This window comes from Hymenobacter arcticus (assembly GCF_054779975.1).
On the sequence record NZ_BAAGXF010000004.1, the window covers coordinates 275,107 to 289,525 of the forward strand.

Genomic DNA, 14,419 nt, shown 5'->3' on the forward strand with positions numbered 1-14,419 from the left:
TACGTGCCGCGTTTTTTTAATATGTCATGCCGCGCAAGCTGCGCATGACACTGACTAGTAGCTGTGTTAACTACCCGATTTCCGTCCGTCCGCGATTATTTTCCCTTTGAGCCCACCGAGGACCAGGCCGAGCTATTTGTGCAGCTCGACGAGTTTTTGCGCGACCAGCTGCCGGGCCGTAAGGTGTTTGTGCTGCGCGGCTACGCGGGCACCGGCAAAACCACCGTAGTAAGCGCCTTAGTGCAGTGGCTGGCCCGCATGCAGCGCCGCTACACCCTCATGGCGCCCACCGGCCGCGCCGCCAAGGTGATGAGCGCCTACGCGGGCGTGCCGGCCAGCACCATCCACAAAAAAATATACCGCCAAACCAGCGGCGCGCCCACCGAGCGGCTCAGCTTCACGCGCCAGCCCAACCGCACCGAGGAAACACTTTTCATTGTGGATGAGGCCTCTATGATTTCCGACGAGAAGGCCTTCGGCGAGAATGGCCTGCTCGACGACCTCATGGGCTTCGTGTTTGAGAAGAGCACCAACCGGCTGCTGCTCATTGGCGATACGGCGCAGCTGCCGCCGGTGGGCCAGCTCCTGAGCCCCGCCCTCGACCCCGAGCTGCTGGCCCACCGCTTCCGCGCCCGCGTCGATGGCGTGGAGCTGCGCCAGGTAATGCGCCAGGCTGAAGCTTCCGGTATCTTGGTGAATGCTACGGAGTTGCGTGAGGAGCTGCGCCAGGAATTGCCCAACATCCAGCTGCACACCAAGGGCTTCAAGGACATGTTTAAGATGGGCGGCGACAAGCTGGAGGACGGCCTGCGCTGGGCCTACCGCCACTTCGGGCACGAAAACACCACCATCATTTGCCGCTCCAACCGCAACGCCAACCAGTATAACCAGCTGATTAGGCGCACGTTGTTTGAGGCCGAGGAGGAGATTGAGGCCGGCGACTACATCATGGTGGTGCGCAACAACTACTTCTGGCTGCCCAAAGATTCGGAAATCGGCTTTCTGGCCAACGGTGACTTCCTGGAAATCAAGAAGATAATTAAACGCGAGGAGATGTTCGGCTGCCGGTTTGCCCAGGCCCGGGTGCGGCTGGTCGATTATCCCGACGAGCCCGAGCTGGAAGTGAAGCTGCTGCTCGACACGCTGCACACCGAAAGCCCGTCGCTGCCGCGCGACCAAAACGAGAAGCTCTACCAGGAAATACTGGCCGACTACGCCCACCTCGAAAAGAAAGCCGAGCGCAACGCCGAAATGCGCAAAGACCCGTACCTCAATGCGTTGCAAATAAAATTTGCCTACGCCCTTACCTGCCACAAGGCGCAGGGCGGCCAGTGGCAGGCCGTGTTTGTGGACCACGGCTTCATCAAGCCCGACGAGCCGGTGGGCGGCGAGTTTGCGCGCTGGCTCTACACGGCCATCACGCGGGCGTCGGAGCGACTGTTCTTGCTCAACTTTCAGCGCCGGCTGCTGGCCAGCGGTGAGGTAGTGGAGGAGGATGAAGCCTAGCGCGCCCTTCTTTTTTACGCCCGTGCGGAATTGAATGCCCGCGAATAGAGTTTGCCCAGCGGCGGGCGGCTTCATGCGGCACACAGCCGCACCGCGCTAGTTTGGCCGCAGATTTGCCTAAGCCGACTTAGCGCGTAAATTTGTTTTCTCCCCAATAACTCAATTCACACATTGTCATGACGAAGATGCTTTTGCTGGCCCTGGGCCTCACGTTTGCCGGCACCGCCGCCCACGCCCAGGCTGCCAAGCCTGCCAAAGCGGCTGTGAAGGCCGCCGGCCCCCAGGTCGAGTTTATGGAAGTGAAGTACGATTTCGGCACCATTAAGCAGGGCGACATCGTGGACCACGTATTCAAATTTAAAAACACCGGCACCCAGCCGCTGGTGATTTCCAACATTGGCGTAAGCTGCGGCTGCACCACGCCTTCGTGGACCAAGGAGCCCGTGCAGCCCGGCAAAACCGGCACCATCTCGGCCAAATTCAACTCGGCCGGTAAAATGGGCATGCAGACCAAAGTGCTGACCATTGACTCGAACTCGGCCGGTGGCAGCACCACCGTGTCGCTGGTAGGCGAGGTGAAAGAAGCCGCTACGGCCTCGAAGTAAGCTGCCCAACGGCATAAAAAAGGGGGCGTTGACCAATTGGTCAGCGCCCCCTTTTTTTGCGTTGATTATTGTATAATTAAATGATAATCAATTGATTATGCTTGCAGCTTACTAATTGCCACCAGCAGCCACAGCCAGCCGGCAATAAGCAGCAGCCCACCCAGCGGGGCTACTGCCCCAAACTTGGTAATGCCCGTGAAGCAGATGGCGTAGAGCGAGCCGCTAAATACCAGAATGCCACCCAGCCACAGCGTGGCTACGGTGCCCAGCGGGCCGCGCAGCTCGGGCCGGGCCACGGCTAGTACGCCCACCGCCAGCATGGCCAGCAAGTGGTAAAACTGGTAGCGCACAGCAGTTTCGAAGGTATTGGCGTGCTTATTGGCCTCAAGCATGAGCCGTAGGCTATGCGCCCCGAAAGCGCCGATGCCCACGGTGAGCGCGCCCAGCACGGCCGCCAGCTGAAGAATGAAACGAGGATTCATAAAAGGTGAGATAGTGAGTGGTGAGGTGGTGAGTAGCGTAGTTAGGGCATAAAGCGGGCGCAAAAGTGAATTGTTGCGAAGAACCAACCACCTCACCATTTCACCACCTCGCCTCAGGCCCGCGCCGGCAAGTCGCCGGGCGAGAAGTGGAACGGCAGCAAATCGGCCAGGCTATCGAAGCGGAGCACCGTGCCGCTGAGGCTGGGCAGCAGCAGCCAAATGGGCGCGCCCTGGCGCATTTCGTACTCCAGCATCACCTGGCGGCAGGCCCCGCAGGGCAGGGCGGGGCTGAAATCGCCCGCGGCCGGCCGGCCGGCCACCGACATGCCCACGATGCGTGGTGGCGGGCTGGGCCGGCTGCCCGCCAGCCCAAACAAGGCCGTGCGCTCGGCGCAAAGACCCGATGGGTAGGCCGCGTTTTCCTGGTTGGTGCCCTGCACGAGGCTGCCGTCGGCCAGCAGCAGCGCGGCTCCCACGTGAAAGCCGGAGTAGGGGGCGTAGGAGTGGGCCGTGGCGGCGCGGGCGGCGTCCCACACCTGGCGCTCGGCGGGGTTGAGTTGGTCGGGAGTAGCCAGCTCGTGGTAGCGCAGCGTGAGCTGGCGGAGCGTGGAAGAGTCGGTAGCGAGAGCGGCCATGCGGCGGGAAAGGGAAATGGGGCGACAAAGAAAGGGAGGAATCCGTTGGCATTGGTGGATGGGCTGAAGGAAAGTTGGTTGCTGCGGGCTACGTGTACTTTTGCCCGCATGACTCCACCCACCCGTTTGCTTCTGCTGGGGGCCGGCCGCTCGGCTTCGGCGCTCATTCAGTACCTGTTGCGCCACGCGCCGGCCGAGCGCTGGTTTTTGACCGTGGCCGATGCCCAGCCCGCCCACCTGGCCCCGGTGCTGGCCGCCCATTCGCAGTATGCCCGCGCCGTGCCCTTCGATGTGCAGGACGCCACCCGGCTCGACGAGCTGGTGAGCCAGGCCGAACTAGTGGTTTCGATGCTACCGGCCGCCTTTCACCCCGTGGTGGCCCGCGCCTGCCTGCACCACCGGCGGCACCTGGCCACGGCCAGCTACGTGAGCCCCGAGGTGCAGGCGCTGCACGAGGAGGCCGCCGCCGCGGGCCTGGTCTGGCTGATGGAATGCGGCCTCGACCCCGGCCTCGACCATATGTCGGCCATGCGGGCCATTGCGCACATTCGGGGGCGGGGCGGGCGGCTCACGGCCTTCACCTCGTACTGCGGCGGCCTGCTCGACCCCGCCTCGGAGGGCGACAACCCCTGGCGCTACAAGTTTACCTGGAACCCGCGCAACGTGGTGCTGGCGGGCCAGGGTACCGCTAAATACCTGGAAGACAGTAAATTGAAAGTTATTCCTTACCAGCAGCTTTTCAACCGCGTGGAAGAGATTCATGTGCCCGGCCACGGCACGTTCGAGGGCTACGCCAACCGCGATTCGCTCAGTTACCGCGCGCCGTATGGCCTCGATACTATCCCGAGCATCCGGCGGGGCACGCTGCGGCGGCCGGGCTATTGCGCTGCCTGGCACGCGCTGGTGCGCCTCGGCCTCACCGACGACAGCGTGAACCTCAGCAATTCGGCGGCCCTCACCTGGTACGAAGTCGTGGCCGGCTACCTGCCGCAGTGGCCGCAGCCCGAATGGTCGCTGGCGGCGCTCGTAGCTAAGTACTTAGACCTGGCCCCCAACGGCCCCGAGATGCAGCGGTTGGTATGGTTGGGTATTTTCGAGAAAAAGCCCGTGGGCCGGGCCAACGCCACGCCGGCCCAGCTGCTGGAGCACCTGCTGGCCGAGAAGTGGCAGCTGCTGCCTCACGACCGCGATATGATAGTGATGCAACATCAATTTACGTTTGAGTTAGATGGCCAGCAGAGGCTGCTTACTTCGTCGCTTGTGGTGCTGGGCGACGATGCCACCCACACTGCCATGGCCAAAACCGTGGGCCTGCCCCTGGGTATGGCCGTGCGCCGGCTAGCGCGGGGCGAGGTAGCTGGCCGGGGCGTAGTCATTCCGACCACGCCCGACCTCTACGAACCCATTCTGCAAGAGCTGGCCGCCGACTATGGCATCACCTTCACGGAGGAAGAGGAAGAAGACCCGATGTACATGCTTTTTGCCGGCCAAAGCCAGTGAGGCTTACCGCTGAACTTGCGGGCCCGGCGCTGCGGGCTTACCTTCACTTGCGCCTGATACTGCTGGGCCGGCTGCTGCTCGAAATCGGGTGGCTGCGGCTATTACTGGCGGTGCCGTTACTGCTATTAGGGCTTTTGCAAACCCTGGCCTCCTTGTCTAAGCAGCCGCATGGCCTGTGGGCAGTGCCGCTGCTGGTGGGCTGGACGGTGCTGGGAGCCCACCGGCAGCGCGCCGATGCGCAGTGGCTGGCCACCGTGGCGCCCGCTCATCGGCCCTGGCTGGCCTGGGAGTATGCGCTGCTGACGCTGCCCATGGCGCTGGGGCTGCTGGCCCTGCGCGCCTACGGCCCGGCGGCGCTGCTGCCGGGGCTGGCCGCGCTGGTGGCCTGGGTGCCGCCCGCGCGCCCACCGGCCGCTACCCGGCACCGCTGGCGCAGCTTGTTTCGCAGCGAGGCGTTTGAGTGGGTGGGGGGTGCGCGGGCTACCAAAGCCCTGTGGATTTGGCCGTTGCTGGTAGCACTGGCGGCCTGGCAGCGGGCGTCGGCGCTGGCCCCCATTGTGGCGCTGGTGGCCTGGCTGCTGGTGGTGCTGGTCTGTTTCGGCACGCCCGAGCCCGTGACTATGCTGGCGCTGGCGGCCCGCACGCCCCGGCAGTTTTTGCGGCGGCGGATGGCGCTGGGGCTGGGCTACGCGGCGGCTACGGCGTTGCCTTTTTGGCTGCTGTTGGGGGCGGGGCCAGCGGGCTGGGGGTCGGCGTTGGGCGTGGCGCTATTCTGGCTGACGCTGGCGGGCATGGTTATCCTCACCAAGTACGCGTTCTATCCCAATGCCAGCCACATCCGCCTTACGCAGGGGCTGGTGCTGGCGGTGGGCCTGATGGGCGCGTGGCACCCTGCCTACCCACCGCTTATGCTGACCATCGCCGCCGGCCTGGTGTGGCAAAGCCAGCGCCGGTTGCGGCAAGTGCTAGGCGATAGTATTTTGTAACATGTTAGAAATAAATAACTTATACAAAGCCTACGGCCAGCACCAGGTGCTGCGCGGCGTGAGCCTAGCGTTGCGCCCCGGTACCATTCACGGGCTGGTGGGGGCCAATGGGGCTGGCAAAACCACGCTTATTAACTGCCTCTACGGGCTGGAAAATGGCTTCACTGGCACGGTGCGCGACACGGCCGCCGCGCGCCCGGTGCGGGAAACCACGGGCCTGCTGCCCTACGAGCCCTATTTCTACCCCCGCATTACGGGGCACGAGTACGTGGCCTTTTGCCTGCAAGCGCGCCGCCGGCCCGTGCCCGACCTGCGCGGCTGGAATGAGGTGCTGGAGCTGCCCCTCGACCAGTTTGCCACCGAGTACTCGGCGGGCATGAAGAAAAAGCTGGCCTTGCTGGCGCTGCTTGTACAGGGTTTTAGCTACCTTATTCTGGATGAGCCCTTTAACGGCCTCGACCTGGAAGCCAACCTTTTGCTCAAGGAAATACTGAAGCGGCTGCGCGACCAGGGCACCGGCATCCTGCTGACCTCGCACATCCTGGGCACCCTCACCGAAGTGGCCGATGAGGCCACCGTACTGGTGGGCGGCCGGGTGCGGCGCCACTACCTGGCCGCCGAGTTTGGCACCCTCGAAGCCGACTTGCTGGCCGCCCTGCACGGCGAAAAGCTCACCCAGCTGCGCACGCTGCTGTAGCAGCCGCTGGGTGAGGGCAGTACCTTGGCGCGGTCTTTACCCCTTGCCCTGCCCATGACCCCACCCGCCCTGTCGTACCTCAGCGGCCCCAGCCGCACGCCGCTACTGGGCGAAACCATCGGCGAAAAACTGCGCCGCACCGTGGGCCTATTTCCCCAGCACGAGGCGTTGGTGGTGGTGCACCAGGGCTACCGCGCTACCTACCAGCAGCTGTGGGACCAAACCACCCAACTGGCCAAAGGACTGCTGGCGCTGGGCGTGGCCCCCGGCGAGCGCGTGGGTTTGTGGGCCCCCAACCGCGCCGAGTGGGTCGTCACGCAGTTTGGCTCGGCGCGGGCGGGCGCTATTCTAGTCAATATCAACCCCGCCTACCGGGCCGAGGAGTTGAAGTACGCCCTCAACCAGTCGGGCTGCCGGGTGCTGCTACTGGCCGCCAAATTTCGCCAAACCGACTACGTGCAGCTGTTGGCCAGCGTGCGCGCCGAGTGCCCGGCTCTGGTGCACATCATCGTGCTCGAAGACGACTGGGAAGGCTTGCTGGCCGGCGGCGCGGCCGTGCCCGATGCCGCGCTGGCCGCCCGCGAGGCCGATTTGCAGTTCGATGACCCCATCAATATTCAGTACACGAGCGGCACCACTGGCTTGCCGAAGGGAGCCACGCTCTCGCACCATAACATCCTGAATAACGGCTACTTCATTGGTCAGGCGCTGCGCTACACGGCCGCCGACCGGGTGTGCATTCCGGTACCGTTTTACCACTGCTTCGGCATGGTGATTGGCAACCTGGCCTGCGTGGCGCACGGGGCCTGCATGGTTATCCCGGCCGAGGCGTTTGATGCGCTGGCTACCCTGCGCACGGTGCAGGCCGAGCGCTGCACCTCACTCTACGGCGTGCCCACCATGTTTATCGCCGAGCTGGAGCACCCTGAGTTCAACTCATTTGATTACAGCTCGTTGCGCACGGGCGTGATGGCCGGCTCGCCCTGCCCTGAGGAGGTGATGAAGCAAGTGCAAACCCGCCTCCACATGCGCGAAGTCACCATTTGCTACGGCATGACCGAAACCTCGCCCGTATCGGCCCAAAGCTACCTCGACGACCCGCTGGCCAAACGCGTGAGCACCGTGGGCCATGTGCACCCGCACCTCGAGCTAAAAGTGATTGACCCCGATACCGGCCACCTCGTGCCGCGGGGCACCCCCGGCGAGCTGTGCACCCGTGGCTACTCTGTGATGCTGGGCTACTGGAATAATGCCCCGGCCACGGCCGCCGCCATCGACGCGGCCCGCTGGATGCACACCGGCGACCTGGCCACCATCGACGCCGCGGGCTACCTCAACATTGTGGGCCGCATCAAGGACGTCATTTTGCGCGGCGGCGACAACATTTATCCCCGCGAAGTGGAGGAGTTTCTCTACACCCACCCGGCCGTGGCCGATGTACAGGTGATTGGCGTGCCCAGCCTGCGTTACGGCGAGGAAGTAATGGCTTGGGTGAAGCTCAAAGAAGGCCAATATGTTACTGGTGAGGAGATTATGGCGTTCTGCCAAAACCGCATTGCGACCAATAAAATCCCGGTTTTCTGGAAGTTCGTGGACGGCTTTCCGATGACGGTCACCGGCAAAATCCAGAAGTACCTCATGCGCGAGCAGGCCGTGCTTGAGTTGGGCCTGCAAGCCGCCGCCGCCGTCAAAACGGCGTAGCGCTAATGCTGTAGCGTGGACTCTGCGAGTCCGCGCGTGGGTCGTTGAAGGCAAATGGTTCGTCAATCGACCCACGCGTGGACTTGCGGTACCCCCACTAAAGCGCCAAATAAAACCCGCTCAGTAGCGCCCGAAAGTCAGCCGAATACGCTCCATCCGCGTTCTGAATCATCAATTCGCGTTGCGCCACCGCCGCCGGAGCCACGTGCCCAAACTCGCTGATGCAGCGCGTGATGCGCCCGCCCGCCCGGTGCCGCACGGCCAGCTGCGCCCGCAGCGACAACTGACCTGCAAGTGCCTCTTGCACAAAGTGTTGCATCTCGGGTGGCGGCAGCAGTACCGTGAGCGTGCCGCCCGGCCGCAGGTGCGCCGCTGCAAAGGCCACAATGTCGCCAAACGTGAGCGAGGCCTCGCCCGCGTGGCGCGCCGTGGCGCGGGCCGCATCGGGCGGGGCTAGGCTGCGCCGAAAAAAAGGCGGATTACAAATAATGTGGCTGAATACCGCGGGCTGGGTGGCCGCGTAGGCCGTCAGGCTCAGCGGCCGTACGGCAATGCGGCTGGCCCAGGGGCTGGCCGCTGCATTGCGGGCCGCCTGGGCCGCCGCCAGTGGGTCAATTTCGATAGCTTCGATAGTGGCGGCCGGGGCGCGCTGGGCGGCCATAAGGGCCAGCAGGCCGGTGCCCGTGCCCAAGTCGAGCACGCGGGTGGCCCCGGTGAGGTCAGCCGCCGCGCCGAGCAGGCAGGCGTCGGTGCTCACCTTTTGGGCGCAGTCGCTTTGGGCTATGCGAAACTGCTGAAACTGGAAGTAGTCGTTGGGCAAAGCAGCGCTAGCTTAGCAACTCATTGGTGAATAAGTCGTGCGACAGAATAGCCTCGCTTTCCAACTGGTGCGCCACAAGCCACTTTAAAAACGCAGTAATGCGGCCCGGCTCCATCTTGCCCCAGGTGGCTGCTTCGCCATAAAAGGGTGCCACGTACTGCTGGCTCTTAACCACGTCGATTGCCTGCGCATCGCGGGCCGGTAGGTGGTTGGTTAAAATAGCGGCGGCCTGCGCCGGGTTGGTAATCGCAAATTGAAAACCCTGCTTGGTAGCGGCCAAAAAGGCGCGGTAGGCGGCAGCATGGGCGCTGATATTTTCGCGGGTGGAGAAAATAACGGGCGAATAGGCGTAGGGAATATCATAATCGGCCAACGCGAATGTAGTCAGCGCCAGGTGCTGGGTTTGTGCCTCAATTCCCTCCCAATTATTGAAAATCCAGGTGGCATCGGCGGCCTTGGTGAGCAGCGTATCCCAGATGCCGAGTTTTTCGGGATACGTGATGGTGATAGCGCCCTGCCCGCCGTCGTTGCGAATCATCTGCCGCACGATGGCATCCTCGTAGCGCGCCTGGTAGGAGGCGTAGGTGCGGCCATCTAACTCGCGGGGCCGGGTAATGCCGCTGCTGGCCAGCGTGGCAATGGAGCTGATATCCTGCTGCAAGAGGGCGGCAATGGCCACTGCCTGCACGCTGGCCGCCTTGGTATTCAGGCTGATGACGCTCTCGAAGGGGGCAATGGCAAAGTCAGCCTGGCCTGATTCTACTTTTTTAGCCGGCGTGGTAGCGTAGTTATCCTGGCCGGGGTGGAGGATTTCCAGCGCCACGCCGTGGGCAGCATAATAACCCAGTTCCTGGGCTACAAAGAAGCCGGTGTGGTTGGTATTAGGCGTCCAGTCGAGCGCGATTTTTAGAGCCATTTTAATTGGTTGGTAATGCTGAACTAATTGGTGCAAAAGGGGCTGCGGCTGAGTTGACAGCTACGCTTCAGGCGCAGGCTGGGCTGGCTTAAGTTTAATCGGAATCCAGATTTCCTCTTCCGAGGCCGGGTCTTCGTTGCTGTATTTTTCGCCCAGCACCTCAAAGTGCGGCCGGTCGTCGAGCACGTACGCCGAGCCAGGCAGCCACTCTTGCAGAATATAGCGAAATATCGTGTCGCCCGCACTAGCGGGGCCCTGGTACATAAAAACAGCGTAAAGTCCGCTCGGTAGCGTCAGGGTTTCGAGGTCGGGCGGCATGGCAGCGGGCTGCGTCATTTCCACGGCCGCCCATTTCTCAAAGGTTGCTTCGGGCCGGAATGGATGGAAATAATCCGGCCCATACACCTGCACGGAGTAGCGCTCTGGGCTGCCCGTAAATGGCTGGGCCCACTGCCACTGCCCGAAGCCCCGCCACAGCGCCGCCGTAGTATTGGCGAGCAAGGACATACGCTGGCGCTGGCCAATCAGCTTTTTCTCGGCTGCTAATTCTATTCTAGGCTGCATGGCGGTTACGCTTTTGTCTACCCCAGCGCCTCGTACCCCTCATCCACCAGCAGGCCTTTACCAAGCGCGCTTTGCACGGCTAGCACGTCGCAGCGCTCGTTTTCGGCGTGGCCGGCGTGGCCTTTCACCCATTTAAAGGACACTTTACGGTCTTTGTACACGCGCAAAAAGCGCCGCCACAGGTCCTCATTGGCCTTTTTGCCGAAGTCGGGCTTCTTAATCCAGTTGAAAACCCACTTCTTTTCTACCGAATCAACCACGTACTTGGAATCGGTGACGACGAGCACGGGAATTTCGGGGCGCGTCACGGCTTCCAGGCCCACAATCACGGCCAGCAGCTCCATCCGGTTGTTGGTGGTGCGCCGGAAACCCTGGCTGATTTCCTTTTCGTGGGGGCCGTAGCGCAGAATGGTGCCGTAGCCGCCGGGGCCGGGGTTGCCGCGCGACGAGCCATCGGTGTAGAGGGTAATCAAAGTGGGTAACTGATGTTAGTAGAAAATAATGGAAGTAAAATCATCTGTCATGCTGAGCTTGCGAAGCATCTTTTCACCGTCGAACGTCTTGTTCTGGTGCGATAAGATGCTTCGCAAGCTCAGCATGACAGATGATTTTTTATTTCACAACTTCCTCATTTCTAATCTTTTCAAAAAACTGCACCAGCGCCTCAAACGCCGCGTCGGGCACGGCCGGGAAGTTGGCAATGCGCAGGCTGGTGGCCTTGTGGTCGCCATAGCCCGAGCCCAATTGCAGGCCAGCCTCGTCACGGGCGCGGCGTTTCACTTCCTCAATAACGGCGGGCGGGCCTTGCAGGCCGATGACGGTGGTAGAGCGGGCGTCCACGTTCTCGATGAGTGGGCGCAGGCCCAAGGGCTGCACCTGGTCGAAGTAGTCGTAGAGCTTTTGGGCGCGCTCGGTGAGGTGCGGAGCAACGGTTTTGATGGGCTCGCGGGCTTGCAGCACCCGGCTCAATAGGTAGATGCCCAGCACGTTGGGGGTGTGGGTGGTCTGGTAGTTAAGCATTTGCTTCACCATGCCATTTATGCTGTTGTAGTGCGCGTTGTCGCCCACCTCGCGGGCGCGGGCCACGGCGCGGGGTGACAGCACCATAATGCCCAGGCCGGCGGGCAAGCCCAGGCACTTCTGCACCGAGCCGTACCACACATCGGCCTTGATGAACTTGAGCGCCACGCCGCCCAGCGACGAAGTGGCATCTACGGCCAGCAGCGCCGGCCCCAGGCGGTTGAAGGTGTTGAGAATGAACTGGTCGCGCAGCTGGGTGGCGGTGCTGGTTTCATTCTGGGTAAGGCACACCAGGTCAGTCTCTTCGGAGTCGAAGGGCAGGGTGGCCGGGTCGGGCACGTCGTTGATGTCAAACTTTAGACCAGTGCAGCCGGGGCGCAGGGCGCGGGCGTAGTCAAACCACTTTTGCCCAAACGACCCGTTGTAGAGGTGAAACGAGCGGCGCGGCGTGAGGCTTTGGGTGAGGATTTCCCAGCACTCGGTGGCCGATGAGGTGAACAGGATGGTATAGTCTTGCGGAATGTTGAGCTTGAGGCGGGCCTGGTCGAGGCACAGGCGCACGAGCGAAATGAAGCGCTCGGAGCGGTGCGGCGCCGACAGCCAGCCTTCCTCAAACGCGTCGGCCAGGTACTGGCGCACGTCGGGGTACACGGCCGAAGGGCCGGGATTGAAGGTATAAGTCGGGAGGGTTGCCATGCCGCAAAGGTAGGGGCCGCGCCTGCCCCCAAAGCACGCCGCCGGGCCTTATTGCACCATCAGGCGCAGGCGGCTGCGGCCCGTGCCGCCATCCCATTCTACCAGGTAGAGGCCAGCCGGCACCCCCGATAAGGGCAGGGCAAGCTCGGCCTGCCCTGCCGGGCCAGCGGTGCGCAGCACGCAGCGGCCGGTGGCATCGAGCAGGCGCACCTGGGCCGTGGCCCCGGCGGCCAGCGGGCCGCTCAGCTGCACGAGGCCAGCGGCCGGGTTGGGGTAGGCAGCCAGCGCCGTGGCAACGGCCGAAACCCGCACCACCGGCGAGTAGGCCACCGTGCCGTCGAGGTCCACCTGGCGCAGGCGGTAGTAGCGGGTGCCGGCCAGCGGGCGGGCATCGAGGGCCTGGTACTGGCGCGGGGTGGCGCTGCGGCCGGCAGCGGCCACGCGCGTGAGTACCTGCCAGGTGCTATCCAATACATTGGCCTGGCTTTCAACCATAAAAGCGGCGCTGTTGAGCTCGGTGGCGGTGGCCCAGCTTAGTACGGTGCCCCGGCCGGACTGGTAGCGGGCGGCAAAAGCGGTGAGCTGCACCGGCAGCGGGGTGGCGCTGGCGGTGAAAGCCGGGTAGTTGCAGCGCTCCTCGGCGGTAGCGTCGGTGCTATAGGTGCGCACGTTCTGGCCGGCGGCAATGTCGCTGCTCGCATCGAGCACTCGGCGTGCCTGGCCATTGCCGATGTTGAAATTCATGACCCCCGTGGCCGAGATAATGTGCGTGAGCTGGGTGCTGTGGCCTTGCTCGTGCAGGGCCACGCTTTCAAAATCGTACTGCCGGCTGGCGGGTGCGCCGGTGGTGTAGTTCCAGGTGGCGGCGGGCGTGTTGCCGCTGGCCGGCACGGGCACCGGCGTGTAAGCATAGTCGGTTTCGATAACCTGCCAGTTGAGCGGCCCGTTATTGGCCGCGCAGCCGGTATAGTACGAATACGTGACGCCGAGTACCCCGGTGGGCAGCCCGGCATCGAAGCGCACCACGTTTACGCCATCGCGCTGGGTTACGTCCGACGGGGCCGCCGTGGCGCTGATGGTGCGGTTGATGCCCGCCGCGCCGCGCCAGCTTTGCAGAGCGCGCTCAAAAGGTGCTTGGGCTTCGGCCGGAAAGCTGGCGCTGTATTGCAGCGTGTAGCCGCCGCTGTCATCGGGGCTGATGAGGTGCACCCGGTAGTTCTGGCCGCTCGAATTGGCGCTGATGAGCGCGTAGGCCACCGTGAGGGCGCTGGCGCTCGTGGCCAGTGCCCCGCTGTTGTCGGCCACCTGAAAGGTGCCCGTGCCCGCCGGGCGGCCCGTGGTGCCGCGCGCGGGCACGCGCACCTGAATCTGGGTGTCGCTCCAGCTTAGGTAGTCGCTGGCCAGGGGCTGGGTGAATGAGGCCCCGCCGTCGTCGGCGTTGCGAAACTGCACGTAGCCCGCCCCCCGCGCATTGCCAAAGCCCGCCCCCACAATGGTGAGCACGCCCGCCGGGCTGGTGGTGGTCGTGGTGCTGGTGCCCGCCGTGACCGTGGCGGGCGAAAAGCTGTCGATGGTCGGGGCCGTTATGGCCAGTGGCCCGGCCGCCAGGCGCTGACTTTGGCGCCGGGTAGCGGCCGCCAGGCTGGTATTGGCGGCTACCTCCTGGTAGGTCGCGCCGGTTTTGGCCCCCACGGCCTCGTACAGCGCCGGCCCGATGCGGGCGTAGCGTTCAAACGGCTCGCTGGCCGTGAGGTCGGTCAGGTTGTAGCCGATGAAGCCCTGCGGCCCGGCGTAGGCGCGTAGCTCACCCGGCTGGCCGGGGTCGGCTTCCAAAAGGAAAATGCCCTGCTGGCCGGCTGCCAGCTGCAAGGCTCCGCTCACCTCTTCGCGCCGCAGCCCCAGGGTGCCGCCCTGGGTGAGCACCTGCACCGGCCCGGCCGGCAGCTGGCCCCGAAAAATCTTGTAAATAGTTAATTGATTGCGCGTTACAATATGCCCGCCCACATCGGCTACCTGCTGGCTGGCTACCTGGGCCTCCACAACGAGGGTGGCCTGCTGGCTGCGCTGGGCCAGCGGCACGGGCGCGAGCAGGCACGCCTGGGCGCGCAGCCTTTGGGGGGCAGTGGTGCCTAGCAGCAGAGCTATTGCCGGGCCGGCAAGGCGAAGAAAACGGGACATCAGGAATGGGTACACGAGCGGTATTCTGGTAAAAATACTACTGGCGTAGCCATTATTGGCGCTATTTATAAGTTAAAGTACAAAATTATCTTGCCACCGTGTTATCCGGTTGG

General features: G+C 63.5%; 14 protein-coding genes. 6 read left to right on the plus strand and 8 right to left on the minus strand.

Annotated elements, in window-relative coordinates; genetic code table 11:
* Window positions 1–63: 63 nt before the first annotated feature.
* Together ACYVGC_RS09900 and ACYVGC_RS09905 are read left to right on the plus strand one after the other, a co-directional pair.
* Window positions 64–1,506, plus strand: a complete 1,443-nt coding sequence (locus ACYVGC_RS09900; RefSeq protein WP_460583662.1) for an ATP-dependent DNA helicase — start codon at window positions 64–66, stop codon at window positions 1,504–1,506.
* A 176-nt stretch (window positions 1,507–1,682) separates the two neighbouring features.
* Window positions 1,683–2,111 carry a DUF1573 domain-containing protein gene (locus ACYVGC_RS09905; protein WP_460583663.1) on the plus strand — a complete coding sequence of 143 codons (429 nt, stop codon included), beginning with the start codon at window positions 1,683–1,685 and terminating at the stop codon, window positions 2,109–2,111.
* A 95-nt stretch (window positions 2,112–2,206) separates the two neighbouring features.
* Here ACYVGC_RS09905 and ACYVGC_RS09910 read toward each other — a convergent pair whose 3' ends face one another.
* Together ACYVGC_RS09910 and ACYVGC_RS09915 are read right to left on the minus strand one after the other, a co-directional pair.
* Window positions 2,207–2,593, minus strand: a complete 387-nt coding sequence (locus tag ACYVGC_RS09910) for a DUF423 domain-containing protein (RefSeq protein ID WP_460583664.1) — start codon at window positions 2,591–2,593, stop codon at window positions 2,207–2,209.
* A 113-nt stretch (window positions 2,594–2,706) separates the two neighbouring features.
* The gene (locus ACYVGC_RS09915; RefSeq protein ID WP_460583665.1) at window positions 2,707–3,228 is read right to left on the minus strand and encodes a cytidine deaminase family protein; all 522 of its coding nucleotides are present in this window, start codon (window positions 3,226–3,228) and stop codon (window positions 2,707–2,709) included.
* Window positions 3,229–3,336: 108 nt separating this feature from the next.
* Between ACYVGC_RS09915 and ACYVGC_RS09920 the strand changes: the two genes are divergently transcribed.
* The 4 genes from ACYVGC_RS09920 to ACYVGC_RS09935 are packed head-to-tail and all read left to right on the plus strand — an operon-like array spanning window position 3,337 to window position 8,112.
* Entirely contained in the window at window positions 3,337–4,728 is a 1,392-nt protein-coding gene (locus ACYVGC_RS09920; protein WP_460583666.1) for a saccharopine dehydrogenase family protein, read from the plus strand.
* Between the two features lie 47 nt (window positions 4,729–4,775).
* Window positions 4,776–5,714 (plus strand): hypothetical protein, encoded by a 939-nt coding sequence (locus ACYVGC_RS09925; RefSeq protein ID WP_460583667.1) that lies wholly within the window; start codon window positions 4,776–4,778, stop codon window positions 5,712–5,714.
* A gap of 1 nt (window position 5,715) precedes the next feature.
* Window positions 5,716–6,411: an ATP-binding cassette domain-containing protein gene (locus ACYVGC_RS09930; protein ID WP_460583668.1), complete on the plus strand. Its 696-nt coding sequence runs from the start codon at window positions 5,716–5,718 to the stop codon at window positions 6,409–6,411.
* Between the two features lie 54 nt (window positions 6,412–6,465).
* Entirely contained in the window at window positions 6,466–8,112 is a 1,647-nt protein-coding gene (locus ACYVGC_RS09935) for an AMP-binding protein (protein ID WP_460583669.1), read from the plus strand.
* Between the two features lie 97 nt (window positions 8,113–8,209).
* On the opposite strand, the gene ACYVGC_RS09940 is transcribed toward ACYVGC_RS09935, so the two are convergent.
* The 6 genes from ACYVGC_RS09940 to ACYVGC_RS09965 all read right to left on the minus strand — a co-directional run bounded on the left by ACYVGC_RS09940 (window position 8,210) and on the right by ACYVGC_RS09965 (window position 14,306).
* The gene (locus ACYVGC_RS09940) at window positions 8,210–8,932 is read right to left on the minus strand and encodes a tRNA1(Val) (adenine(37)-N6)-methyltransferase (protein ID WP_460583670.1); all 723 of its coding nucleotides are present in this window, start codon (window positions 8,930–8,932) and stop codon (window positions 8,210–8,212) included.
* A 7-nt stretch (window positions 8,933–8,939) separates the two neighbouring features.
* Entirely contained in the window at window positions 8,940–9,848 is a 909-nt protein-coding gene (locus tag ACYVGC_RS09945) for a periplasmic binding family protein (protein WP_460583671.1), read from the minus strand.
* Between the two features lie 60 nt (window positions 9,849–9,908).
* On the minus strand, window positions 9,909–10,412 hold the full coding sequence (locus ACYVGC_RS09950; protein WP_460583672.1) for a GyrI-like domain-containing protein: 504 nt from the start codon (window positions 10,410–10,412) through the stop codon (window positions 9,909–9,911).
* Between the two features lie 17 nt (window positions 10,413–10,429).
* Window positions 10,430–10,885, minus strand: a complete 456-nt coding sequence (rnhA, locus tag ACYVGC_RS09955) for a ribonuclease H family protein (protein WP_460583673.1) — start codon at window positions 10,883–10,885, stop codon at window positions 10,430–10,432.
* Between the two features lie 139 nt (window positions 10,886–11,024).
* Complete coding sequence (locus ACYVGC_RS09960) at window positions 11,025–12,128, minus strand: aminotransferase class V-fold PLP-dependent enzyme (RefSeq protein WP_460583674.1); 1,104 nt, start codon at window positions 12,126–12,128, stop codon at window positions 11,025–11,027.
* Between the two features lie 48 nt (window positions 12,129–12,176).
* Window positions 12,177–14,306, minus strand: a complete 2,130-nt coding sequence (locus ACYVGC_RS09965) for a T9SS type A sorting domain-containing protein (RefSeq protein ID WP_460583675.1) — start codon at window positions 14,304–14,306, stop codon at window positions 12,177–12,179.
* Window positions 14,307–14,419 lie beyond the last annotated feature (113 nt).

What these genes read in the sequence shown, in the direction of transcription:
- ACYVGC_RS09905 (WP_460583663.1), top strand. Translation starts at nt 1,683, where the DNA reads ATGACGAAGATGCTTTTGCTGGCCCTGGGCCTCACGTTTGCCGGCACC.
- ACYVGC_RS09910 (WP_460583664.1), bottom strand. Translation starts at nt 2,593, where the DNA reads ATGAATCCTCGTTTCATTCTTCAGCTGGCGGCCGTGCTGGGCGCGCTC.
- ACYVGC_RS09915 (WP_460583665.1), bottom strand. Translation starts at nt 3,228, where the DNA reads ATGGCCGCTCTCGCTACCGACTCTTCCACGCTCCGCCAGCTCACGCTG.
- ACYVGC_RS09920 (WP_460583666.1), top strand. Translation starts at nt 3,337, where the DNA reads ATGACTCCACCCACCCGTTTGCTTCTGCTGGGGGCCGGCCGCTCGGCT.
- ACYVGC_RS09930 (WP_460583668.1), top strand. Translation starts at nt 5,716, where the DNA reads ATGTTAGAAATAAATAACTTATACAAAGCCTACGGCCAGCACCAGGTG.
- ACYVGC_RS09935 (WP_460583669.1), top strand. Translation starts at nt 6,466, where the DNA reads ATGACCCCACCCGCCCTGTCGTACCTCAGCGGCCCCAGCCGCACGCCG.
- ACYVGC_RS09945 (WP_460583671.1), bottom strand. Translation starts at nt 9,848, where the DNA reads ATGGCTCTAAAAATCGCGCTCGACTGGACGCCTAATACCAACCACACC.
- ACYVGC_RS09950 (WP_460583672.1), bottom strand. Translation starts at nt 10,412, where the DNA reads ATGCAGCCTAGAATAGAATTAGCAGCCGAGAAAAAGCTGATTGGCCAG.
- ACYVGC_RS09960 (WP_460583674.1), bottom strand. Translation starts at nt 12,128, where the DNA reads ATGGCAACCCTCCCGACTTATACCTTCAATCCCGGCCCTTCGGCCGTG.
- ACYVGC_RS09965 (WP_460583675.1), bottom strand. Translation starts at nt 14,306, where the DNA reads ATGTCCCGTTTTCTTCGCCTTGCCGGCCCGGCAATAGCTCTGCTGCTA.